Genomic DNA, 22056 nt, shown 5'->3' with positions numbered 1-22056 from the left:
CACGGTTAGGTGTGTCATCGCCAACGTACGTGGGGCGTGCGGGATCACGCGGCTTACGGTTACCCGTGGTTGTTGCGCAGTTCCCCGCGCCCCTCATCAAGGGCGCTCTGCCATCGCATGCCGTTGATCTGGCCGGGTTCCGCGCCGATGTGGTAGCGGACCCGGCGGCCGCGCACACGCCTCGCCGGCGCGCGGCAGCCGCGGGGGCGGCAGCCGGGGGCGAGGCGGGCGGCGATGGACATGACGGAGAGCTTACCGTCCGTGGCGCAGGGCCGGGTGGGCGCCCGCGGCGACGAGGTCGGCGACGGCGGACTTCGGGTCGCGGCCGGTGACCAGCGACTCGCCGACGAGGACGGCGTCCGCGCCCGCGTTGGCGTACGCGATCAGGTCGTGCGGGCCGCGCACGCCGGACTCGGCGACCTTGACGATGTGGTCCGGGATGTCCGGGGCGACGCGCTCGAAGGTGCCGCGGTCGACCGAGAGGTCCTTGAGGTTGCGCGTGTTGATGCCGATGACCTTGGCCCCGGCGTCGACCGCGCGCTCCACCTCGTCCTCGTCGTGCGCCTCGACGAGCGGGGTGAGGCCGATGGACACGGCGCGCTCGATGAGGGACTCCAGGGCGGGCTGCTCCAGGGCCGCGACGATCAGCAGGGCGAGGTCGGCGCCGTAGGCGCGGGCCTCCCACAGCTGGTACGAGGTGACGATGAAGTCCTTGCGCAGGACCGGGATGTCGACCTTGGCGCGGACGGCCTCCAGGTCGGCGAGGGAACCGCCGAAGCGGCGCTGCTCGGTCAGTACGGAGATGACGGCCGCGCCGCCCGCCTCGTAGTCGGCGGCGAGGGCGGCCGGGTCGGCGATCGCGGCGAGCGCGCCCTTGGAGGGGCTGGACCGCTTGACCTCGCAGATCACCTTGACGCCGTCGCCCTTGAGCGCGGCGACCCCGTCCTTGGCCGGGCGAGCCTTCTCCGCGCGCTCCTTGAGCTCGTCGAGGCTGACGCGCGCCTGCCGCTCCGCAAGGTCGGCACGGACTCCGTCGATGATCTCGTCGAGCACACTCACGCGAGCGGACTCCTTTCCGGGCAATCCCTGGGTGTTCATCTGGTCCTTGTGATGGTATCCGCCGAGGGGCGAAGGTCCCGCATCCGGTTGACGCCGGTCCCACTACCTGGACAGATGCCGTTGATCAAGGGCTCAGGAAGCCACCGACCGGCGTGTTCCGGACAACGGTGAAGGCGAGCACGACCGCGCCCAGCGTCCACAGCTGTACGCGGCCCAGCGCGAGGCCGGCCGCCCTGCCGCGGGCCGCCCGCACCGCCCACACCGTCCAGAACACGGCGAACAGGCCGTAGCCGACGACGGCGAGGGCGTTGGCGCCGAGCGCGCCGGTGAGGTCCCCGTGCACGATCGCGTGGGCGCTGCGCAGTCCGCCGCAGCCGGGGCAGTAGGCGCCGGTGAGCTGGAGGAACGGGCAGGCCGGGTAGTGGCCGGGCTCGTTGGGGTCGACGGAGCCGACGTAGGCGAAGGCGAGGGCGACGCCGCCGAGCACGCCGAGCGGGACGCCGAGGCGGCGCAGGGCGGCGAAGCGGACGGAGCCGGTGGCTGTGTCGGTGTCTTGGTCGCTCGTCTCCACGGTCACCCGTGAATTCTGCCCCCGCGGGCGGCGAAACGCTCCCCCGGAAACGCGAAAGGGGTGGCACGGCCCGTCCGGCCGTCCACCCCTCCTCGTACGTGGTGCGGGGGCTCAGGCCTCCGAGCCGGCGGTCTGCCCGGCGCCGGTGGACTTGAGCTGCAGCTCGGCACGCTTCGGCTTGCCCATGCCCATGGCGCTCATGATGCCGCCGACGACCGCCGCGATGGCGAGCAGGGCCATGCCGGCCCAGAAACCGGCGACGCTGTCCATCACCATGAAGGCGCCCGCGACACAGAACCCGATGAAGGCGATGATGACACCGGTCCAGGCGGCCGGGGTGTGTCCGTGGCTGCTGTCCGCCATGGCTTGCTCCTCGTTGCTTATGGCCTATGCGTACGTATGGACGTACGACGTTCCTATCTATTGTCCCGCACCCGAATGGCGGATCTGAACGCGGGGTCAGGTTCCGGTCGGGTCCTCGCCGCGGTCGAGGGCCTTCCACAGCTCCTCGGGGCGCTCCGGGTCGACGGCCTTGCGGCGGGTCTTCGGGGCGCCGGAGCGCTCGTAGCGGCCGCCCATCGAGGGCCAGGCCGCGCCGTAGACCACGGCGAGGATCCCGGCGATCAGGATGAGGACGCCGCCGGCCGCGGAGACGTAGGGCCAGGCGGTGTGGCTGAGCGCGTGGATGGTGGCGGAGGCGTCACCGGCGGCCTGGGCGGCCTTCTCGTCGAGCGCGGCGCTGTCGCCCGCGCCGAGCACAGCGGCGGCGATGGCGCCCGCGCCGCTGAGCGCGAGCAGCGCGGCGACGAGGATCCGGCCGACCCTGCGGACGGCGAACACGGCGACGAGCGCGGCCAGCCCCACTATGGCGAGCGCGGCCGGGACGCCCGTGACCTCGCTGCCCTTCGCGGTCAGCGGCAGCTTGCCGCCCGCGACGGCGGCGATGCCGGAGCACCACTCCTGCCGGGAGGCGAGCAGGGCGACCGCGGCCCCGGCGGCCCCGCAGAGCAGGGCGACGCCGAGACTGCGCCGGCCGCTCGACGAGGCAGCGGCCGGATCGGCCGTCTCGGCGGCATCGGTACGGGGGTGCGGTACAGCAGTCACGTACTCCACTATCGCCTGTCTGTACGGGTTTACGTGACCCGGGGCCCGGAGTCGTGCGTCACGTCACAGCGTCTGCTGCCTCACATCCGGTTCGCGGTGTGCACGGCGCGCAGCACCGCCGCCGCCTTGTTGCGGCACTCGGTGTCCTCGGCGACCGGGTCGGAGTCGGCGACGACCCCCGCGCCCGCCTGCACGTACGCGGTGCCCTCGCGCAGCAGCGCGGTGCGGATGGCGATGGCGGTGTCGGAGTCCCCGGCGAAGTCGAGGTAGCCGACGCAGCCGCCGTAGACGCCGCGGCGCGACGGCTCCAGCTCGTCGATGATCTGGAGGGCGCGCGGCTTGGGGGCGCCGGACAGGGTGCCCGCCGGGAAGCAGGAGGTCAGCACGTCGAAGGCGGTGCGGCCCTCGGCGACGGTGCCCGTCACGGTCGAGACGATGTGCATGACGTGCGAGTACTTCTCGATGGACATGAAGTCGACGACCTCGACGGAGCCGGGCTCGCAGACCCGCCCCAGGTCGTTGCGCCCGAGGTCGACGAGCATCAGGTGCTCGGCCCGCTCCTTGGGGTCGCCGAGCAGCTCCTCGGCGAGGTCGTGGTCCTCCTGCGGCGTCGCGCCGCGCGGCCGGGTCCCGGCGATGGGGTGCACCATGGCGCGCCCGTCCTCGACCTTGACGAGGGCCTCGGGCGAGGAGCCGACGACGTCGAACCCGTCGAAGCGGAACAGGTACATGTACGGGGACGGGTTCGTGGCCCGCAGCACCCGGTAGACGTCCAACGCGCTTGCGGTGCAGGGGGTTTCGAAGCGCTGGGACGGCACGACCTGGAAGGCTTCCCCGGCCCGGATGCGCTCCTTGATGTCCTCGACGGCGTCCTGGTACTGCTCGCCGCCCCACAGCGCCGTGACTGTGCCGTTTTCAAAGGGCGGCAGCTCGGACGGCGGGAGGGCCGCGGGGGCGGACTCGACCGGCTTGGCGAGGTCGGCCTCCATGGCGTCGAGCCGGGCGACGGCGTCGGCGTAGGCCTCGTCGACGCCGGTCTCCAGGTCGTTGTGGTTGATCGCGTTGGCGATGAGGAGGACGGACCCGTCCCAGTGGTCGAGCACGGCGAGGTCGCTGGTGAGCATCATCGTCAGCTCGGGCAGCTTGAGGTCGTCGCGCTCCCCGGGGCCGACCTTCTCCAGGCGGCGCACGATGTCGTAGCCGAGGTAGCCGACCATGCCACCGGTGAACGGGGGCAGGCCCTCGTAGCGCGGGGTGTGCAGGGTCCCCACGGTGGCGCGCAGGGCGGCGAGCGGGTCGCCGTCGACGGGGACGCCGACGGGCGGCGTGCCGAGCCAGTGGGCCTGTCCGTCGTGCTCGGTCAGGGTGCCGGCCGAGCGGACGCCGACGAACGAGTAGCGGGACCAGGAGCGGCCGTTCTCCGCGGACTCCAGGAGGAACGTGCCGGGCCGCTCGGCGGCGAGCTTGCGGTACAGGCCGACGGGGGTGTCACCGTCCGCGAGGAGCTTGCGGCTGACGGGGATCACTCGGCGGTCGGTCGCGAGCTTGCGGAAGGTCTCGAGGTCCATGGCAGGAGCCTACTTCCGTCCGGGGGACGCCCCGCGCGCCTGGTCGAGGGGTGGACGGCGCACCGCTAGAAGGGAACGGTGACGAAGACGAAGAACCACCGCACCCCCCGTGTCGCGCGCGCCCTGTCCGGGGCCGCGCTGGCCGCCGCGGCCGTGACGGCGCTGACCGGCGCCGCGCCCGCCCCCGACGACTGGTCCGCGCCGAAGGACGTGGAGGCGCGCGTGCACGCGGCGGGCCTGGAGATGCTCGACGCGGAGGCGCTGGAGATGCACATCCACCCCCACCTCACCGTCTACGCGGACGGCCGCCGGGTCACCGTCCCCGCGGACCTCGGCATCGACCGCTCCGGCCCGAAGCCCCGTTACAGCCCGCTGCACACGCACGACACCAGCGGGACCGTGCACGTCGAGTCGCCGCAGTGGCGCGACTTCACGCTCGGCCAGTTCCTCACGGAGTGGGGCGTGCGGCCGGTGTGCACGGCCGAGGTCGACGGGGAGCCGGTGGCCGGGGACCCGGCCCGGATCGTCTTCCGGGACGGTCAGGAGATCACGCTGCGCTGCCGCTGACCGGCAGTTCGTCGCGGTCGAAGCAGGTGCGGGCGCCGGTGTGGCAGGCGGCGCCCACCTGGTCGACCTTGACGAGGACGGTGTCGGCGTCGCAGTCGAGGGCGACGGACTTCACGTGCTGGAAGTGGCCCGAGGTGTCGCCCTTGACCCAGTACTCCTGGCGGCTGCGCGACCAGTACGTGCACCGGCCGGTGGTCAGGGTGCGGTGCAGCGCCTCGTCGTCCATCCAGCCGAGCATGAGCACCTCGCCGGTGTCGTACTGCTGGGCGATGGCGGGGACCAGGCCGTCGGCACTGCGCTTGAGGCGGGCGGCGACGGCGGGGTCGAGGTTGCTGCGGGGCTGGGGAGCGCTGGTCATGTGGACCATTGTGCCGCGCCGACCGGATCGTCCACTGTCCGGTGCGGGGCGGGCGGTCGTAGGCTGACGTCATGTCGACCCATGCCAAGCGTGAACGACTTCTGCTCGCCGATCTGTTGGAGGCGTCCGGTCCCGATGCCCCCACCCTCTGTGAGGGGTGGAACACCAGGGACCTCGCGGCGCACGTGGTGGTGCGCGAGCGCCGGCCGGACGCCGCGGGCGGCCTCCTCGTCAAACAGCTCGCGTCGCGGCTCGAACGGGTGCAGGCCGAGTTCGCGGAGAAGCCGTACGAGGAGCTGATCCAGCTCATCCGCACCGGTCCGCCGCGCTTCTCGCCCTTCGCGCTCAAGCAGATCGACGAGGCGTCGAACGCGATCGAGTTCTACGTCCACACCGAGGACGTGCGCCGTGCGCGGCCCGACTGGACGCCGCGCGAGCTCGACCCGGTCTTCTCCGACGTCCTGTGGTCGCGCCTGGAGCGAATGGCGCGGGTGATGGGCCGCAAGGCGCCCGTCGGCCTCGTGCTGCGCCGCCCCGACGGGCAGACCGCGGTGGCGCACCGGGGCACCCCCGTGGTCACGGTCACGGGCGCGCCCTCCGAGCTGCTGATGTTCGCGTTCGGCCGGCAGGAGTCGGCGGACGTGGAGATGGACGGCGAGAAGTCGGCGATCGAGCGGCTCACGGAGACGAAGGCCCTGGGCCTGTGACGGGCCGGGGCTCAAGCCGGTAGGCGCTGAGCGCGAGCCCCAGTTCGACGAGGTCGGCGGGGCGGGCGAGGCTGCGCCCGGTGAGCTGTTCGCAGCGCCGCAGCCGGTTCAGGACCGTGTTGCGGTGGCAGTAGAGGCGGGCGGCGGCGCGCTGCGCCGACCCGTCGCAGTCCAGCCATGCCGTGAGCGTGTCGAGGAGCACGCTCCGGTCGCCCTGCGGCAGCGCGAGCAGCGGGCCGAGCACCCGGTCGGCGAGGATCCGGCCGAGGCCGGGCGCGGCGGCGACGAGGGCGGCGGGCAGCTGCTCCTCCAGCAGTACGGCGCCGCCCTCGGCCGGACACACCCGCAGCGCGGTCTCGGCGAGCCGTCGCGCCTCCCCCACGGACGCGAGCCCTTCGACGACGGGGCTGATGCCGATCCGGATCCCGGGCCTGGAGCGGCAGAACTCACGGAGCGCGCCGGCGAGCCGGGCGGCGTCGGGGCCGGTGACCGCGACGACGGCCCGGTCGACGCGCTCGGTCCGCCGGCCCCGGTCGGCCGGTTCGGTGCCCGTGGTGGTGTGCCAGACGGCGCGGGTGTCGGGTGGCAGGGCGGGGCGTGGGGCGGTGTGGCCGGAGCCGGTGGCGACGAGGACGGCGTACCGGCCGCGTTCGGGCAGGTCGAGCGTGGCGGCGGCCTCGGGCAGGTCGGCGATGCGGGTGGCGCCGTCGAGGAGGGCGGCGGCCATCAGCCGGCGCCGGTTCTCGCGGCGCCAGGTCAGTTCGCGCTCGGCGCGCCGGTAGGAGTCGGCGACGTGCGTGCAGTGCTCGTCGACGAAGTTCCACACGTCGACGGCGAGATGCACCAGCAGATGCGCGTCCTCGGGGTGCCGCAGGGTCACCTCGTCGACGAGCGCCTGCCAGACGAGGGCCCCGCCGAGCCGGAAGGCGTGCAGCACTGCGTCGAGCGGGAAGCCGCGGGCGGCGCGGTCGGCGCCGATGCGGGCGGAGCAGGCGCGGGCGGCGTCCCGGCTGCGCGCCGGGTCGAGCAGCGAGCCCACACTGTGCCGCAACGACCGCTGGATCTCCTCCCGTACGTCGCCGGGGTCGGCCTCGATCGCGGCGCGGTAGACCGGCTCCTGCTCGTAGAGCTGCATCGCCAACCGGTCGCTGAGCGCGGGCAGTTGACCCAGGAGCGGGCGGGCGGCCCGCCGCAGCACGGCGACCGCGTCCGTCCCGGCGCCGGGGCGTGGGTGGGGGCGGGTACGTACGAGATGCGCGGGCATAACGATCCTCCACGGCTCGTCCCTCGAGCCCGAAGAATGGCATACCGTCCGGTCGGTCTCCAGCCCTTGTACGAAAGGCGCAGGTCAAAGGGGTTCTCGTGGCGGGTTTTTGCCGCTTCTCAGTCGCCGGGGAGGCTCACCGCGCGGTCCACGAGGCGGGCCAGTTCCACCCGGGACCGGATGCCCAGCTGGGCGAAGACGTTGCGGAGGTGGTGGTCGACCGTGCGCGGGCTCACGGAGAGCCGGCGCGCCACCTCCCGGTTGGTGTCGCCGCTCGCCACGCAGCGCGCGATCCGCAACTGCTGCGGCGTCAACTCGGCCAGCCTGCCCGGGGTTTCGACGACGTCCGGCGCCTCCCCCGTGGCCCGCAGCTCCGCCGCCGTCTGTACGGCCCAGACCGACGCGCCGCACCGCTCGAAGGCGACCAGCGCGTCGCGCAGCAGCGCACGGGCCCGCCCCGGCCGCCGCGTGCGCCGCAGCCACTTGCCGTAGAGCGCGGCGGTCCGGGCCCGCTCGAAGTCCCCGCCCGCCCGCTCGTGCCGGGCCAGCGCCTCCTCGAACCGGGACTCCGCGACCTCGGGCACGTCGAACGCCAGCAGGGCCTGGCAGCGCGCCAGTTGCGCCGGGGCGAGCGCATCGTGCCCGCGTTCCGCCCACACCACGAACTCGCCGACCGCGGCCTGCGCCCCGCCCGGCTCCCCCGCGAGCACCGCCGCCTCGACGAAGCACGGCACGGCCAGCATCCGTACGCCGAAGTGCCCGCACCGGGGCCCCGGCCCGACCAGCGGCCCGAGCCGGGCGACCGCCCGTGCCGCGTCGCCGCGCGCCAGATCGGCGCGGGCGAGGGCCCATTGGGCGAGGGTCGCGGCCTGCACGAGCCCGTGCCGCGCGGCCACCTGCTGCGCGGCGGTGGCGTGCCGGGCGACGGTGTCCACGTCACGGTCGAGCGAGGCGACGAGCGCGAGCACGGCGTGCTGGTGGGCGAGGACGTTGCGCTGCCCCGCGGCGAGCGCCGCCCGCACGCCCTCCTCGGCGTGCGCGCGGGCCCGTGCGTGCCGCCCCGAGCGCAGCTCACCGTAGGCGAGCAGTTCGAGGGCGCGCGGCAGTTCGGCCGCGGCGTCGAGGTCCCGGGCGGCGGCGAGGGCACGGCTGCCGAGCCGGCAGGCCGCCTCGACGTCCCCCGCGACGAGCGCGGCGGCCCCGGCCCGCAGCAGCGCCCCCGGCTCCCGTTGATCGGCGGACCGCGCGACGACCCGGCGCAGCACGACCCGCCCCACCCCGGCCCGCTCCCCGAGCGAGGCGGCCATCCCGACCCGGTAGTCCAGGTCGGAGTCCACCGGCCGGTCGTGGCCGGGGCGACCGGCGCCCACCCCGACCGCCTCCCGGTAGCCCTGCGCGTCGCCCAGCGCCCACGACGCCTCGGCCGCGCCGAGGCGCGCTTCGAGCGCGTCCGGGCCCGCGCACAGGTGGGCCGCGAGCAGCAACGACTCCCGGGCGTCGGCGACGGGGCCGTCCCGCAGCGCGAGCAGCCCCCGCACGAGGGCGGCCCGGCCCCGCAGGACGCCTCTGCCGAGGTCGTCCCGTACGGGCAGGTCGCCCACCTCGTCGAGGAGTTCACGCGCGCGGTGCGGGCGGCCCGCGAGGCGGGCGTGGTCGGCCGCCGCGAGCAGCCGCTCGGCGCGGTCGGCCGGGTCGTCGGCGAGCCGGGCCGCGTGGGCGAGCGCCGTGCAGCGTTCACCGTGCGGCGCGCCCGTGCGCGCGGCCAGCTCCGCGCCGAGCCCCGCGTCCGGGTAGGCGGCGCCGAGCAGCCGGTGCAGCAGCCGCGCGGACCGCTGCCGCTCCCCCGTCGCCGCGGCCGCCAGCAACCGGTGGGCGGCCCTGCGCCGCTCCGGTGGCACGGCCTCGTAGAGCCTGCGCCGGCCCGGCAGCCGCAGCCGTCCGTCGGGGCCGCGCCGCAGCCCCGCGCGCTCGGCCGCGTCCAGGGCGTCGGCGCCGAGTCCGGCCGCCGCGGCGGCCCGCAGCACGATTCCCGCGTCGACGCCGGGCCCCTCGGGGTCGGCCTCGTACGCGGCGGCGGCAAGCAACAGGACGGTTCTTCCGCTCACCCGGCGTACCCTAGGGCCCAATCGCCGCACGCGCAGCGCCGGTTGGGCAGGGACCCAACCGGCGCTTTCGTTCGTTGTTCCGGCGCACAAGCCGCTAGAACGTCACGAGGTGTGCGGGCAGTTGCCCCGGTACTCCGCGATCGTCAGGCTCGAACTCGGCAGCGGGCAGAGGAACTGCTCGTACCGGGTGTCGTTGTCGATGAACCTCTTCAGCCACGAGATGCTGTACTTCGCGATCGTGGTGTTGGAGGTGTTCGGGGTGAAGTGCGTGGCCCCGCGCAGTTCCACGTACGCCTTGTCGAGCGAGCCGGGCAGGCTCTGGTAGAAGGGCTCGGAGTGCGTGGCGACCGGGGCGATGGTGTCGCCGTCGGCGCCCACGACGAGCGTCGGGGTCTGGATCTCCGGCCAGGTCTTGTCGAGGTTCCAGCCGGTGAGCGGGATCGCGGCCTGGAGCGACGGCCGGCTCTTCGCCGCCTCCAGCGTGCCGCCACCGCCCATGGAGTGGCCCATCACGCCGAGCCTGCTGGTGTCGATGCGGCCGCGCACCGAGCTCTGCTGGGTCAAGTAGTCGAGCGCCGACAGGAGTTGGCGGCCCCGGCTGTCCGGCTGGTCGAGGGTGGTGTTGGTGTCGATGGTGAAGACCACGAAGCCCTGGGAGGCGAGGCGCGGGCCGAGCCAGGCGATGGACGACTGGTACGCGGTGTAGCCCGGCGAGATCGCGACGGCGCCGAACGTGCCGTCCGCCGTGGACGTCGGGTAGTAGATGGTGCCGCCGCCGAAGCCGCTGACGCTCAGCGAGGAGACGCTGGTCTGCGACACGGCGTAGGAGCCGCGCGAGGCCTCGATGCTGGAGACCGTCGGGGCCGGGCCGCGCTCGTAGGGGTTCTCGGCCGCCTGGGCGGTCACGGCCTGCTGGGTGGCGATTCCGCCGATGGCCAGCAGGGTGGCAAGTCCGGTGCGCACGAGGCGGGTCCGGAACTTGCTCGCGGCTCGCCTGCCGTGCACGGGGGGCGCCGCACTGGAGTGCTGCTGCACGATGACGCGTCCTCTCGGGGAGGGCGGCGCCCGTCCCGGGTGCGCCGCCGTGGTCACTGACTGCGACCACGGTGGCGCCGGTTCCGCCTCTCCCGCATCGGCGAAATCACCGGTCTCGTACGGCGGTCGGACCGGGGGCGGCCCGAGCGGGCCGGGTCAGCGGACGGCGTTGCCCGCCTCGCGCAGCGTGTCCTTGACCTCGCCGATGCGCAGGTCACCGAAGTGGAAGACGGACGCGGCGAGCACCGCGTCGGCGCCCGCGGCGACGGCCGGCGCGAAGTGCTCCAGCTTCCCCGCACCGCCGGAGGCGATCACCGGGACCGACACGTGGCGGCGGACGGCCTCGATCATCTCGATGTCGTAGCCGTCCTTGGTGCCGTCGGCGTCCATCGAGTTGAGCAGGATCTCGCCCGCGCCCAGCTCGGCGGCCTGGTGCGCCCATTCGACGGCGTCGATACCGGCGGACTTGCGGCCGCCGTGCGTCGTCACCTCGAAGGACCCTTCCGCGGTACGGCGCGCGTCCACGGACAGGACGAGGACCTGGCGGCCGAACCGCTCGGCGATCTCCCGGATGAGGTCCGGGCGGGCGATGGCGGCGGTGTTCACGCCGACCTTGTCCGCACCGGCGCGCAGCAGCTTGTCCACGTCGTCGGCGGTGCGCACGCCGCCGCCGACGGTGAGCGGGATGAAGACCTGCTCGGCGGTGCGGCGCACCACGTCGTAGGTGGTCTCGCGGTTGCCGGAGGACGCGGTGATGTCCAGGAAGGTCAGCTCGTCGGCGCCCTCGGCGTCGTACACCTTCGCCATCTCGACGGGGTCGCCCGCGTCGCGCAGGTTCTGGAAGTTGACGCCCTTGACGACGCGGCCGTTGTCCACGTCGAGGCAGGGGATGACTCGGACGGCGAGCGTCACGGGGTGGCTCCTCGGAAGGCTTCGAGTTCGACTTCGACCAGGATGCGCGGGTCGACGAAGCCCGAGACGACCACCAGGGTCGTCGCGGGGCGCACCTGTCCGAAGACGTCGTTGTGGGCGCGGCCGACCTCGTCGATGTCCCGCGCGTGGGTCAGATACATCCGGGTGCGGATCACGGACTCGGGGCCGAGCCCGAACTCCGCGATCGCCTCCAGGGCGTTGCCAAAGGCGACCGTCGCCTGCTCGTACGGGTCGCCCTCGCCGTACAGGACGTCTCCGCGGAAGGAGGTCGTCCCGCCCACGGTCACCCGGTCCCCGGCGGCGACGGCGCGCGCGAAGCCGAAGGACTCCTCCCAGGGAGAACCGCTCTGCGTGCGCCGTACACCGTCGGTCGAGGTCATCGGGACACGGCCTCCAGGGCCTCCTCCAGCGTGAACGCCTTGGCGTACAGCGCCTTGCCGACGATGGAGCCCTCGACGCCGAGCGGCACGAGCTCGGCGATGGCGCGCAGGTCGTCGAGGGAGGAGACGCCGCCGGAGGCGACGACGGGGCGGTCGGTGGCCGCGCAGACGTTCTTCAGCAGCTCCAGGTTCGGGCCCTGGAGCGTGCCGTCCTTGGCGATGTCGGTGACGACGTACCGGGAGCAGCCCTCGGAGTCGAGGCGCTCCAGGGTCTCGTAGAGGTCGCCGCCGTCGCGGGTCCAGCCGCGGCCGCGCAGCGTCGTGCCGCGCACGTCGAGACCGACCGCGATCTTGTCGCCGTGCTCGGCGATGATCTTGGCGACCCACTCGGGGTCCTCCAGGGCGGCGGTGCCGATGTTGACGCGGGTGGCGCCGGTGGCGAGGGCGGCGGCGAGCGAGTCGTCGTCGCGGATGCCGCCGGACAGCTCCACCTTGATGTCCATGGCCTTCGCGACCTCGGAGATCAGGGCGCGGTTGTCGCCGGTGCCGAACGCGGCGTCCAGGTCGACCAGGTGCAGCCACTCGGCGCCGGAACGCTGCCAGGCGAGGGCCGCCTCCAGCGGGGAGCCGTAGGAGGTCTCGCTGCCGGACTCGCCGTGCACGAGGCGGACGGCCTGGCCGTCGCGGACGTCGACGGCGGGGAGGAGTTCGAGCTTGTTGGTCACAGTACGGAGATCCAGTTCTTCAGCAGCTGCGCTCCGGCGTCGCCGGACTTCTCGGGGTGGAACTGCGTCGCCCACAGCGCGCCGTTCTCGACGGCGGCGACGAAGGGCCCGCCGTGCGTGGACCAGGTGACCTTCGGCGCGCGCATGGTCGGGTTGTGGACTTCGAGCTCCCAGTTCTGCACGGCGTAGGAGTGCACGAAGTAGAAGCGCTCGTCGGTGTTCACACCGGCGAACAGCTGGGAGTCCTGCGGGGCGTCCACGGTGTTCCAGCCCATGTGCGGGACGACGTCGGCCTTCAGCGGCTCGACGACGCCGGGCCACTCGTCGAGCCCCTCGGCCTCGACGCCGTGCTCGATGCCGCGCGCGAAGAGGATCTGCATGCCGACGCAGATGCCCATCACGGGGCGGCCGCCGGACAGGCGGCGGCCCACGATCCAGTCGCCGCGGGCCTCCTTCAGGCCGTTCATGCAGGCGGCGAACGCGCCGACGCCGGGCACGAGCAGCCCGTCCGCGTTCATGGCCCGGTCGAAGTCACGGGTGATCTCGACCTCGGCGCCCGCGCGGGCAAGGGCGCGCTCCGCGGAGCGCACGTTGCCGAAGCCGTAGTCGAAGACGACGACGCTCTTGGTCTTGGCTGCCGACATCAGTAGAGCCACTCCAACCGCAGGATTCCGGCGACGAGGCACATCACGGCACCGATTCCCATCAGCACCACGACGCTCTTGGGCAGTTCCTGCTTGTGAAAGGACCAGGCCCCGCCGGCGAGGAACAGACCGACGAAGATCAGTACCGCGGACAGACCACTCACAGCGCGCCCTTCGTGGAGGGAAGGATGCCGGCGGCGGCCGCGCGCGGGTCGATCTCGCTCGCGTAGCGCAGCGCGCGGGCGAGCGCCTTGAACTGGCACTCCACGATGTGGTGCGCGTTGCGCCCGTACGGCACGTGGACGTGCAGGGCGATCTGGGCCTGCGCGACGAAGGACTCCAGGATGTGCCGGGTCATCGTCGTGTCGTACTCACCGATCATCGGCGCCATCTTCTCGGGCTCGGTGTGCACGAGGTAGGGGCGGCCGGAGAGGTCGACGGTGACCTGGGCGAGCGACTCGTCCAGCGGGACCGTGCAGTTGCCGAAGCGGTAGATGCCGACCTTGTCGCCGAGCGCCTGCTTGAAGGCGGCGCCGAGGGCGAGGGCGGTGTCCTCGATGGTGTGGTGCGAGTCGATGTGCAGGTCGCCCTCGGTCTTCACCGTGAGGTCGAACAGGCCGTGCTTGCCGAGCTGGTCGAGCATGTGGTCGTAGAAGCCGACCCCGGTCGCGACATCGACCTTGCCGGTGCCGTCGAGGTCGATCTCGACGAGGACCGAGGTCTCCTTGGTGGTGCGCTCTACACGTCCTGTGCGGCTCATGCGCCGAACTCCTTCTTGACTTCACGGGCCGCGTCCAGGAACGCGTCGTTCTCTTCGGGGGTTCCTACGGTGACGCGCAGGCGTCCGGGGACTCCGTTGTCACGGATCAGGACGCCGCGGTCGAGGATGAACTGCCAGACGGCGTGGGGGTCTTCGAAGACGCCGAACTGGACGAAGTTGGCGTCGGCGACGGTGACGTCGAAACCGAGCGCCTCCAACTCCGCGACCACGCGGTCGCGTTCGGCCTTCAGCTGCTCCACGTACTGGAGCAGTGTGTCGGTGTACTCCAGGGCGGCGAGCGCCGTCGCCTGGTTCACGGCCGACAAGTGGTAGGGCAGGCGCACCAGTTGGACGGCGTCGACCACGGCCGGGTCGGCGGCGAGGTAGCCGAGGCGCAGGCCCGCCGCGCCGAAGGCCTTGGACATCGTCCGCGAGATGACGAGGTTCGGCCGGCCCTCGATCAGGGGGAGCAGCGACGAGCCGTGGCTGAACTCGGTGTACGCCTCGTCGACGATCACCATCGCGTCCGGCCCGGCGGCCTCGTACAGCGCGAGGACGTCCTCGGCCGCCACCGCGTTGCCGGTCGGGTTGTTGGGGCTGGTGATGAACACGACGTGCGGCCGGTGCGTGCGGATCGCCTCGACGGCGGCCGGGACGTCGAGGGAGAAGTCGGCGCGGCGCGGGGCGCTGAGCCAGCCGGTGTTGGTGCCGCGGGCGAGCAGCGGGTGCATCGAGTACGAGGGCTCGAAGCCGAGGGCCGTGCGGCCGGGGCCGCCGAAGGCCTGGAGGAGCTGCTGGAGCACCTCGTTCGACCCGTTGGCCGCCCACACCTGCTCGTAGCCGACCTCGTGGCCGGTCGTCCGGGTCAGATACCGGGCGAGTTCCGTGCGCAGCTCGATCGCGTCGCGGTCCGGGTAGCGGTTGAGCTCGCGGGCGGCGTCGGCGACGCGCTCGGCGATCCGCGCCACCAGCGGCTCGGGCAGCGGGTACGGGTTCTCGTTGGTGTTCAGCCGTACGGCGACGTCCAACTGCGGTGCGCCGTACGGGGACTTGCCGCGCAGTTCCTCGCGTACGGGAAGGTCGTCGATCCTGGTCACTTGCTGTTGGGCACCTTCCACCCGAAACGGGCCTTGATCGCCGCGCCGTGCGCGGGCAGGTCCTCGGCGTCGGCCAGCGTCACCACGGTGGCCGCGACCTCGGCGAGGGCGTCCTTCGTGTAGTCGACGATGTGGATGCCGCGCAGGAAGGACTGGACGGACAGGCCGGACGAGTGGCAGGCGCAGCCGCCCGTCGGCAGGACGTGGTTGGACCCGGCGGCGTAGTCGCCGAGCGAGACCGGCGCCCACGCGCCGACGAAGATCGCGCCCGCGTTCCGCACCCGCTGGGCCACGGCGGCGGCGTCGGCGGTCTGGATCTCCAGGTGCTCGGCCCCGTACGCGTCGACGACCTTGAGGCCGTCGTCGAGCGAGTCGACGAGGACGATCGCGGACTGCCGCCCCTTGAGGGCGGGCAGGATCCGGTCCTCGACGTGCTTGGTCGCGGCGACCTGCGGCTGAAGCTCCTTCTCCACGGCGGCGGCGAGCTCCTCGCTGTCCGTGACGAGGACGGCGGCGGCCAGCGGGTCGTGCTCGGCCTGGCTGATCAGGTCGGAGGCGACGTGCACCGGGTCGGCGGTGGCGTCGGCGAGGACCGCGATCTCGGTCGGTCCGGCCTCGGCGTCGATGCCGATACGGCCCGTGAAGTAGCGCTTGGCGGCGGCCACCCAGATGTTGCCGGGGCCGGTCACCATGTTCGCCGGGGCGCAGGACTCGGTGCCGTACGCGTACATGGCGACGGCCTGGGCGCCGCCGACCGCGTACACCTCGTCGACGCCGAGCAGCGCGCACGCGGCCAGGATCGTCGGGTGCGGCAGGCCGCCGAACTCCTTCTGCGGCGGCGAGGCGAGCGCGATCGACTCGACGCCCGCCTCCTGCGCCGGTACGGCGTTCATGATCACGGACGACGGGTAGACGGACCGGCCGCCGGGCGCGTACAGGCCGACGCGCTCGACCGGCACCCACTTCTCGGTGACGGAGCCGCCGGGCACGACCTGCGTCGTGTGGCTTTCGCGGCGCTGCTCGCGGTGGACGATGCGGGCGCGGCGGATGGACTCCTCCAGGGCCGCGCGCACGGCGGGGTCGAGGTCGGCGAGCGCCTTGTCGAGCGCCTCCGCCGGAACCCGTACGGACTCCAGCTGCACGCCGTCGAACTTCTCCCCGTACTCGATCAGCGCCGCGTCGCCGCGATGATGCACGTCCTCGCAGATCGGGCGCACCTTCTCCAGGGCGTCCGCGACGTCGAAGTCGGCACGGGGCAGCAGCGAGCGCAGGGCCTGGCCCTCGGGGAGGGCGGCGCCACGCAGATCGATTCGAGAGATCACAGAACAATTCTCTCAGACGCGGGTTTACGACCGGCGTCCCGTATCAGTGGCTGATATCCGAGCCCGAAGGTGACCTTGACCACTAGCGTTCAACGGGTCGGGCAGCGGGCATGAACGGTTGTACGAACCGGCAGGCCGTAGGGGGAGGAAGGGCAGTCGTGGTCGAGGGGACGACCGACAGCGGCAACGGCGAGGTGCCGGACGGACTGACCGCCGCCGAGGTCGGGATGTGGCAGGCGTTCCGCAACGGAAGCGTCTACGACCTGCGGTCCGGGGACCCCGAGCGGGACGAGGCGCACGGCGGCCATCCCTGGGGGCCCGAGCGCAGCGTCCGGGCGCGGATCGTGGCGTGGCTGCTCCTCGACGGCCCGCCCGCCCTCGACGGCCGGGTGGCGTCGCTCAAGCTCCAGGGCGTGCAGATCACGGACGTGCTCGACCTCGCGGGCGGCACGGTCGACCCGTACGTCGAGATGAAGGGCTGCCGCTTCGAGAAGGAGGTCCTCCTCCCCGAGGCGCGCTTCACCACGGTGCGGCTCGTCGACTGCTCGGTGCCGCGCCTCGAAGGCGCCCGCGTGCACACGGAGGGCGATCTGCACCTCCCGCGCTGCCGCTTCCACAACGGAGTCCGGCTCACCGACGCGCACATCGGCACGGACCTGCTGCTCAACCAGGCCGTCGTCTTCAGCGACCGGCGCGGGAAGTCGATCATGGCGGACGGGCTCACGGTCGGCCAGGACCTCCAGGCGGAGCTGCTGGAGGCGCACGGCGAGCTGAGCCTGCGCGGCGCCACGGTCGGCGTCTCGCTCTCCCTGCGCGGCGCCCGGCTGCGCCATACGCGGGGCCGCCGGGCGCTGAACGCCCCGCAGATGTCGGTCGAGCGGACGCTGTACCTCGGCCCGGCCGCGCTCGGCACGCCGCTCCAGAACGGCGGCGGGACGCCCGCGCGCGGCACCCGGGTGCAGCGCTTCGAGTGCGCGGGCGGGGTGCGCCTTGACGACGGGCGGTTCGGCGACGCGGTCGACCTCGAACTGGCGCGCTTCACGATGGAGAACGAGCAGGAGGTCTCCATGCGCCGCGTCCAGACCCCGGAACTGCGTTTCCTGTGCGACAGGCCGGAGCGCGGGCGGATCGTGCTGTCCGGCGCCCGGGTGACCAATCTGATCGACCGGTCGACGAGCTGGCCGGGTCCCGGTCAGCTCCGCATCGGCGGCTTCCAGTACGAGAACCTCATCCCCTCCGGCTCCTTCCCCCTCGCCCGCCGCCTCGACTGGCTGGCCGCCGCGACGCCCGAGTACAACCCGGAGCCGTACGAGCGGCTCGCCGCGGTGATGCGGGGCAGCGGGGAGGACTCCGACGCGCGCGAGGTGCTGCTCGCCAAGCAGCGCAGGCGGCGGGAGACGTTGCCGCCCGCGGCGAAGGTGTGGGGGTACATCCAGGACTGGACGGTGGCGTACGGGTATCGGCCGGGGCGGGCCGCGCTGTGGATGGCGGTGCTGTGGGCGCTGAGCGCTGCCGCGTTCTCGCAGTCGCCGCATCCGCGGATCAAGCCCGGGGAGGGGCCGGTGTGGAACTCGGCCCTCTTCACCCTGGACCTTCTCCTGCCCGTCATCGATCTCGGGCAGGCCGGGAGCTGGCAGTTCGACGGGGGGTGGCAGTGGGCCTCCGCGATCCTGGTCCTGCTCGGCTGGACCCTCGCCACCACCGTCGCCGCCGGCGCCACCCGCCTCCTCCGCCGCAACTGACCCCACCCCGGGGCTCAATCGCCGGAGGGGCTGTAAAGGCAGCCATCCCCGCAGGAGCCAGGCGCGACTCCGCCCCATCAAGCCCCTCCGGCGATTGAGGAGCGGGGGCCGGGGCGGAGCCCCGTGGGGTGCCGCGCGAGGAGGGCGGGGGCGTCGGCCACGGTGCGGCAAAAAAAAGGGGGGCGTGGCGCACAACCTTCCACCCCCGCCGAGCGTCATCCCACCGCCACCCCCGTCCCGCGCAGCAAGAGACCGCGCAGAAGGAGGCCCACCGTGCCGTTTCTGCGCGCACTCGTCCGCACCACCCGCATGCTCCGCCACACCGCCCCCCTCGGCCTCGGCCTCCCCCCGGACGAGGACCTCCTCCTCGACGCCCCGGACGACCGCCTCGCCCCCGCCCTCGTCGCCGCGGGCCGCGGCGACCACGGCCCCGCCGCGAAGACCCTCGCCCACACCCGCGAAGCCGCCGAGTGGGAGAACCGGGACCGCGGCGTGCAGCGCCTCGCCGCGTTCGCCGCCGCCCGCCCGGAGTGGTTCGAGGCCTGGCAGGAGGCCTCGCCGCACGACCCCGACCTGCTCCTGGTCAAGGCCGAATTCGCCGTCACCCGCGCCTTCGCCTCCCCCGCCCGCGCCGAACTCCTCCGCGAGGTCACCCCCCTCGTCCTGGCGGCCGCCGAGTCCGATCGCCGGGACCCCGTCCCCTGGCGCATCGCCCTGGACCACGCCCGCGGCACCAACGCCCCGCACACCGAGTTCGAGCAGCTGTGGGAGCGCGCGGTACGCCGCTCCCCGCACCACTACGGCTGTCACGTCGCGGCGCTGCGCTACCTCTCCGCCGCCTGGTACGGCTCCCACCGCGAGTGCTTCGACTTCGCGGAGCGCGCCGCGCAGGACGCCCTGCCGGGCTCTCTGCTCCAGGCGCTCCCGGCCCGCGCGGCCCTCGCGTATCTGACGTCGAGCGCCCCTCGGACCGGCATCTCCCGCGTCCGCCTGGACGCCGCCGCCGACCTCGCCGTCGAACTCTCCCGCTCGTACGGCGCGGCCGACCCCTGGCCCGCGGAGGTGCGCAACCTGCTGACCTGCGTACTCGTGGAGCTGGAACGCTGGGAGGACGCCCTGGAGCAGCTGCGGCTCATCGGCCCGTACGCGACGTCGTTCCCCTGGGACCAGCTCACGGACGACCCGCTGGGTCACTTCATGGAGCTGCGCGGACACGTCCGGCTGGAGCTCGCGGCGACGATGCCGCTGCGCGGCGGACCGGCCCGGTCCGACGACCATTACGCTTGACCGACGTGACCACCGTCCGACTTCCGCTGTTCCCGCTCAACTCGGTGCTGTTCCCGGGACTCGTGCTCCCGCTGAACGTGTTCGAGGAGCGCTATCGCGCCATGATGCGCGATCTGTTGAAGGCGTCGCCCGACGAGCCGTCGGAGTCCGGCACCGAACCGTCCACCTCGGACGAGCCCCGCCAGTTCGTGGTCGTCGCGATCCGCGACGGCCACGAGGTCGCGCCCAGCGCCTCCGGCATGCCGGACGAGGTGACGACGAGGGAGGCCGGCGCCGGCCCGGCCGCGGGCTTCGGCGACGACCCCATCACGTCCTTCCACGCCGTCGGCTGCATCGCGGACGCCGCGACGATCCGGGAGCGCGCGGACGGCAGCTTCGAGGTGCTCGCCACGGGCACGCGCCGCGTGAAGCTGCACTCCGTCGACGCCTCGGGCCCGTACCTGACGGCCGAGGTCGAGGAGCTGTCCGAGGACGACGGCGAGGAGGCGGGCGCCCTCGCGGAGGGGGTGCTGCGCGCGTTCCGCTCGTACCAGAAGCGTCTCGCGGGCGCCCGTGAGCGCTCGCTGACGACGGGCGCGGAGCTGCCGGACGAGCCGTCGGTCGTGTCGTACCTCGTCGCGGCGGCCGCGGTGCTCGACGTACCGACGAAGCAGCACCTGCTCGAGGCCGAGGACGTGGCGTCCCGGCTGCGCGAGGAGCTGACGCTGCTGCGCGCGGAGACGGCGATCATCCGCCATCTGCCCTCACTGCCCGCGACGGACCTCACCCGGCAGTCGACGAGCCTCAACTGACGCGAGAATCAAGGAACTCGACCGTGGCGAAGAAGAACAAGAAGCAGCAGAGCCAGTCCGGGGGAACACCGGCCACCGTCGCGCTGACCGCCGCGGGCGTCTCCTTCACCGTGCACTCCTACGAGCACGACCCCGCGCACGCCTCGTACGGCGAGGAGGCCGCGGAGGCCATGGGCGTGTCCCCGGACCGCGTGTTCAAGACGCTCGTCGCGGACGTGGACGGTCAACTGACCGTCGGGGTCGTGCCGGTGGCGGGCCAGCTCGACCTGAAGGCGCTCGCGGCGGCGGTCGGCGGCAAGCGCGCCACGATGGCCGACCCGGCGCTGGCGGAGCGCACGACCGGGTACGTGCGCGGCGGCATCTCGCCGCTCGGGCAGCGCAAGAAGCTCCGTACGGTCGTCGACTCCTCCGCCGAGCTGCACGACACGATCTGCGTCTCGGCCGGGCGCCGCGGGCTCGAAGTCGAGCTGGCACCGAAGGACTTGGCGGCGCTCACGGACGCGGTGCTCGCTCCCGTCGGGCGTGCGTGACCCCTCGACGCGTCCCGCCGCTTCGGCTAAGTACCCAGGACATGTCGAAGAAGACGCGCAAGCGCAAGTGGCGGATCAAGAAGGGCAAGGCCAACCACGGGAAGCGCCCCGCCTGAGCGGCCGTCGAGGCCGTCGTCGTGCACCCGCGCGGCGGCCTCCACGGCTTCGGCACCCTTGACACCGTGCGCGGCGGTGGCGCACCGTCACCTCCAGGGCGTAGGACATCCCATGTCCCGGCTCCGTACACCGTCGGTTCACCCGGGAGACCGCCGCCATGACGCTCCGAGCCCCGTTCCCCGCCCCGCTGCGCGGTGTCGTCCCGCCGCTTCTCACTCCGCTCACCGCGGGCGGCGAGGTGGACGTCGCGTCGCTGCGGCGGCTCGCCGGGCACCTCATCGGCGCCGGGGTGCACGGCCTGTTCGCGCTCGGCTCCAGCGGCGAGGGCGCGTACCTCACGGACGCCCAGCGGCGCACCGTCCTGGAGACGGTCGTGGACGAGGCGGCGGGCCGGGTCCCGGTCCTCGCGGGTGTCATCGAGACGACCACGCCGCGGGTCCTGGAGCGGGCGCAGGACGCGGTGAAGGCGGGCGCCGACGGGCTGGTGGCGACCGCGCCGTTCTACACGCGGACGCACCCGGCCGAGATCGCGAACCACTTCCGCCGCATCCGCTCCGGCGCGGATCTGCCCCTGTTCGCGTACGACATCCCGGTCGCGGTGCACAGCAAGCTCGACCGCGGCACGCTCCTGGAACTCGCCGCGGACGGCACCCTCGCGGGGCTCAAGGACTCCAGCGGCGACGAGGGCTCCCTGCGCCGTCTGCTCGCCCCGCTGCGGGCGGCGGCCCCCGCGTTCTCGGTGCTGACCGGCTCCGAGCTGACGGTGGACGGCGCGCTCCTCGCGGGCGTCGACGGCGTCGTCCCCGGCCTCGGCAACGTGGACGCGCACGGTTACGTCCGGCTCTACGAGGCGGCGCGGGCCGGTGACTGGGCCACGGCCCGCGCGGAGCAGGACCGCCTCGCCGCGCTCTTCGCGATCACGGACGCGGGCGACCCGGCGGTCATGGGCGCCTCGTCCTCGGCCCTCGGCGCCTTCAAAACCGCCGTCCACCTCCAAGGCCTCATCACCTCCCCCACAACAGCCACCCCCCAACTCCCCCTCCCCACCCCCGCCACCCCCTACATCCACCACCACCTGACCAACTCAGGCATCCCCACTTCAACCCCCTACGCCAACCGCCACCCCTCAAGCCCCTGCGGCGACCGCCACCTCTCAAGCCCCTGCGGCGATTGAGCAGCGGGGTCCGGGGCAGAGCCCCAATCTGTCACCCCACCGACCGCACCGAACCATCCCCCTGCGGCGACCGCCACCCCTCAAGCCCCTGCGGCGATTGAGCAGCGGGGCCCGGGGCAGAGCCCCGATCCTTCACCCCGCCGACCGCACCGAACCATCCCCCTGCGGCGATCGCCACCTCTCAAGCCCCTGCGGCGATTGAGCAGCGGGGTCCGG

Annotated in this window: 25 protein-coding genes; 7 read left to right on the top strand and 18 right to left on the bottom strand. The window is 73.3% G+C overall.

Annotation, left to right across the window (positions count from 1 at the left end; all coding sequences use genetic code 11):
• Positions 1–59: 59 nt before the first annotated feature.
• The 6 genes from trpM to ACYBSK_RS08060 form a co-directional block, all read right to left on the bottom strand.
• On the bottom strand, positions 60–242 hold the full coding sequence (trpM, locus tag ACYBSK_RS08085; protein WP_460245622.1) for a tryptophan biosynthesis modulator TrpM: 183 nt from the start codon (positions 240–242) through the stop codon (positions 60–62).
• A 10-nt stretch (positions 243–252) separates the two neighbouring features.
• Positions 253–1059, bottom strand: coding sequence for an indole-3-glycerol phosphate synthase TrpC (gene trpC, locus ACYBSK_RS08080; RefSeq protein WP_457476185.1), 807 nt, complete (start codon positions 1057–1059; stop codon positions 253–255).
• Positions 1060–1183: 124 nt separating this feature from the next.
• The gene (locus ACYBSK_RS08075; RefSeq protein WP_460245621.1) at positions 1184–1636 is read right to left on the bottom strand and encodes a DUF2752 domain-containing protein; all 453 of its coding nucleotides are present in this window, start codon (positions 1634–1636) and stop codon (positions 1184–1186) included.
• 105 nt (positions 1637–1741) lie between these two features.
• Complete coding sequence (locus ACYBSK_RS08070) at positions 1742–1993, bottom strand: HGxxPAAW family protein (protein WP_457476183.1); 252 nt, start codon at positions 1991–1993, stop codon at positions 1742–1744.
• 96 nt (positions 1994–2089) lie between these two features.
• Complete coding sequence (locus tag ACYBSK_RS08065; protein WP_460245620.1) at positions 2090–2743, bottom strand: TIGR02234 family membrane protein; 654 nt, start codon at positions 2741–2743, stop codon at positions 2090–2092.
• Positions 2744–2814: 71 nt separating this feature from the next.
• The gene (locus tag ACYBSK_RS08060) at positions 2815–4302 is read right to left on the bottom strand and encodes an anthranilate synthase component I (RefSeq protein ID WP_460245619.1); all 1488 of its coding nucleotides are present in this window, start codon (positions 4300–4302) and stop codon (positions 2815–2817) included.
• A 78-nt stretch (positions 4303–4380) separates the two neighbouring features.
• On the opposite strand from ACYBSK_RS08060, the gene ACYBSK_RS08055 reads away from it, so the two are divergent.
• Entirely contained in the window at positions 4381–4869 is a 489-nt protein-coding gene (locus tag ACYBSK_RS08055) for a hypothetical protein (protein ID WP_460245618.1), read from the top strand.
• On the opposite strand, the gene hisI is transcribed toward ACYBSK_RS08055, so the two are convergent.
• Complete coding sequence (gene hisI / locus ACYBSK_RS08050; protein WP_457476179.1) at positions 4850–5227, bottom strand: phosphoribosyl-AMP cyclohydrolase; 378 nt, start codon at positions 5225–5227, stop codon at positions 4850–4852. The two genes, ACYBSK_RS08055 and hisI, sit on opposite strands and share 20 nt — an antisense overlap.
• A gap of 71 nt (positions 5228–5298) precedes the next feature.
• Between hisI and ACYBSK_RS08045 the strand changes: the two genes are divergently transcribed.
• Positions 5299–5934, top strand: coding sequence for a TIGR03085 family metal-binding protein (locus ACYBSK_RS08045; RefSeq protein WP_457476178.1), 636 nt, complete (start codon positions 5299–5301; stop codon positions 5932–5934).
• On the opposite strand, the gene ACYBSK_RS08040 is transcribed toward ACYBSK_RS08045, so the two are convergent.
• From ACYBSK_RS08040 to hisD, 11 genes are all read right to left on the bottom strand, one after another.
• Entirely contained in the window at positions 5906–7198 is a 1293-nt protein-coding gene (locus ACYBSK_RS08040) for a PucR family transcriptional regulator (RefSeq protein WP_460245617.1), read from the bottom strand. The genes ACYBSK_RS08045 and ACYBSK_RS08040 overlap by 29 nt on opposite strands.
• A gap of 119 nt (positions 7199–7317) precedes the next feature.
• Positions 7318–9303 (bottom strand): LuxR C-terminal-related transcriptional regulator, encoded by a 1986-nt coding sequence (locus ACYBSK_RS08035; protein WP_460245616.1) that lies wholly within the window; start codon positions 9301–9303, stop codon positions 7318–7320.
• 102 nt (positions 9304–9405) lie between these two features.
• On the bottom strand, positions 9406–10338 hold the full coding sequence (gene bdeA / locus ACYBSK_RS08030) for a bis(hydroxyethyl) terephthalate hydrolase (RefSeq protein WP_460245615.1): 933 nt from the start codon (positions 10336–10338) through the stop codon (positions 9406–9408).
• Positions 10339–10494: 156 nt separating this feature from the next.
• On the bottom strand, positions 10495–11250 hold the full coding sequence (gene hisF, locus ACYBSK_RS08025) for an imidazole glycerol phosphate synthase subunit HisF (protein ID WP_457476174.1): 756 nt from the start codon (positions 11248–11250) through the stop codon (positions 10495–10497).
• Positions 11247–11651, bottom strand: a complete 405-nt coding sequence (locus ACYBSK_RS08020; RefSeq protein ID WP_460245614.1) for a RidA family protein — start codon at positions 11649–11651, stop codon at positions 11247–11249. Before ACYBSK_RS08020 ends, hisF begins: the two co-directional genes overlap by 4 nt.
• Entirely contained in the window at positions 11648–12376 is a 729-nt protein-coding gene (gene priA, locus ACYBSK_RS08015; RefSeq protein ID WP_457476172.1) for a bifunctional 1-(5-phosphoribosyl)-5-((5-phosphoribosylamino)methylideneamino)imidazole-4-carboxamide isomerase/phosphoribosylanthranilate isomerase PriA, read from the bottom strand. Before priA ends, ACYBSK_RS08020 begins: the two co-directional genes overlap by 4 nt.
• The gene (gene hisH, locus ACYBSK_RS08010; RefSeq protein ID WP_460245613.1) at positions 12373–13020 is read right to left on the bottom strand and encodes an imidazole glycerol phosphate synthase subunit HisH; all 648 of its coding nucleotides are present in this window, start codon (positions 13018–13020) and stop codon (positions 12373–12375) included. The genes priA and hisH overlap by 4 nt, the downstream gene beginning before the upstream one ends.
• Positions 13020–13184, bottom strand: coding sequence for a hypothetical protein (locus ACYBSK_RS08005; protein WP_457476170.1), 165 nt, complete (start codon positions 13182–13184; stop codon positions 13020–13022). Before ACYBSK_RS08005 ends, hisH begins: the two co-directional genes overlap by 1 nt.
• A complete protein-coding gene (hisB, locus tag ACYBSK_RS08000) occupies positions 13181–13780 on the bottom strand; it encodes an imidazoleglycerol-phosphate dehydratase HisB (RefSeq protein WP_385768792.1) in 600 nt (199 codons plus the stop codon). Before hisB ends, ACYBSK_RS08005 begins: the two co-directional genes overlap by 4 nt.
• Entirely contained in the window at positions 13777–14877 is a 1101-nt protein-coding gene (locus ACYBSK_RS07995) for a histidinol-phosphate transaminase (RefSeq protein WP_460245612.1), read from the bottom strand. The genes hisB and ACYBSK_RS07995 overlap by 4 nt, the downstream gene beginning before the upstream one ends.
• The gene (gene hisD / locus ACYBSK_RS07990; protein ID WP_460245611.1) at positions 14874–16199 is read right to left on the bottom strand and encodes a histidinol dehydrogenase; all 1326 of its coding nucleotides are present in this window, start codon (positions 16197–16199) and stop codon (positions 14874–14876) included. Before hisD ends, ACYBSK_RS07995 begins: the two co-directional genes overlap by 4 nt.
• 227 nt (positions 16200–16426) lie before the next feature.
• Between hisD and ACYBSK_RS07985 the strand changes: the two genes are divergently transcribed.
• From ACYBSK_RS07985 to ACYBSK_RS07965, 5 genes are all read left to right on the top strand, one after another.
• Positions 16427–17941 carry an oxidoreductase gene (locus ACYBSK_RS07985; RefSeq protein WP_460246978.1) on the top strand — a complete coding sequence of 505 codons (1515 nt, stop codon included), beginning with the start codon at positions 16427–16429 and terminating at the stop codon, positions 17939–17941.
• Between the two features lie 309 nt (positions 17942–18250).
• Positions 18251–19228, top strand: a complete 978-nt coding sequence (locus ACYBSK_RS07980) for a hypothetical protein (RefSeq protein ID WP_460246977.1) — start codon at positions 18251–18253, stop codon at positions 19226–19228.
• A 5-nt stretch (positions 19229–19233) separates the two neighbouring features.
• On the top strand, positions 19234–20019 hold the full coding sequence (locus ACYBSK_RS07975; RefSeq protein WP_460245610.1) for an LON peptidase substrate-binding domain-containing protein: 786 nt from the start codon (positions 19234–19236) through the stop codon (positions 20017–20019).
• Positions 20020–20042: 23 nt separating this feature from the next.
• A complete protein-coding gene (ybaK, locus tag ACYBSK_RS07970; RefSeq protein ID WP_457476166.1) occupies positions 20043–20549 on the top strand; it encodes a Cys-tRNA(Pro) deacylase in 507 nt (168 codons plus the stop codon).
• A 274-nt stretch (positions 20550–20823) separates the two neighbouring features.
• Positions 20824–21840 carry a dihydrodipicolinate synthase family protein gene (locus tag ACYBSK_RS07965; RefSeq protein ID WP_460245609.1) on the top strand — a complete coding sequence of 339 codons (1017 nt, stop codon included), beginning with the start codon at positions 20824–20826 and terminating at the stop codon, positions 21838–21840.
• Positions 21841–22056 lie beyond the last annotated feature (216 nt).

The organism is Streptomyces sp. BYX5S, assembly GCF_054724165.1.
This window is presented reverse-complemented; position numbering and strand designations above follow the sequence as displayed.

Excerpts from the sequence above, each read along its gene's own strand:
- ACYBSK_RS08045 (WP_457476178.1), top strand. The coding sequence starts at position 5,299 with ATGTCGACCCATGCCAAGCGTGAACGACTTCTGCTCGCCGATCTGTTG.
- hisB (WP_385768792.1), bottom strand. The coding sequence starts at position 13,780 with ATGAGCCGCACAGGACGTGTAGAGCGCACCACCAAGGAGACCTCGGTC.
- ACYBSK_RS07980 (WP_460246977.1), top strand. The coding sequence starts at position 18,251 with ATGCTCCGCCACACCGCCCCCCTCGGCCTCGGCCTCCCCCCGGACGAG.
- ACYBSK_RS08060 (WP_460245619.1), bottom strand. The coding sequence starts at position 4,302 with ATGGACCTCGAGACCTTCCGCAAGCTCGCGACCGACCGCCGAGTGATC.
- ACYBSK_RS08020 (WP_460245614.1), bottom strand. The coding sequence starts at position 11,651 with ATGACCTCGACCGACGGTGTACGGCGCACGCAGAGCGGTTCTCCCTGG.
- ACYBSK_RS08070 (WP_457476183.1), bottom strand. The coding sequence starts at position 1,993 with ATGGCGGACAGCAGCCACGGACACACCCCGGCCGCCTGGACCGGTGTC.
- ACYBSK_RS07985 (WP_460246978.1), top strand. The coding sequence starts at position 16,427 with ATGTGGCAGGCGTTCCGCAACGGAAGCGTCTACGACCTGCGGTCCGGG.
- trpM (WP_460245622.1), bottom strand. The coding sequence starts at position 242 with ATGTCCATCGCCGCCCGCCTCGCCCCCGGCTGCCGCCCCCGCGGCTGC.
- hisH (WP_460245613.1), bottom strand. The coding sequence starts at position 13,020 with ATGTCGGCAGCCAAGACCAAGAGCGTCGTCGTCTTCGACTACGGCTTC.
- ACYBSK_RS08040 (WP_460245617.1), bottom strand. The coding sequence starts at position 7,198 with ATGCCCGCGCATCTCGTACGTACCCGCCCCCACCCACGCCCCGGCGCC.
- hisI (WP_457476179.1), bottom strand. The coding sequence starts at position 5,227 with ATGACCAGCGCTCCCCAGCCCCGCAGCAACCTCGACCCCGCCGTCGCC.
- ACYBSK_RS07965 (WP_460245609.1), top strand. The coding sequence starts at position 20,824 with ATGACGCTCCGAGCCCCGTTCCCCGCCCCGCTGCGCGGTGTCGTCCCG.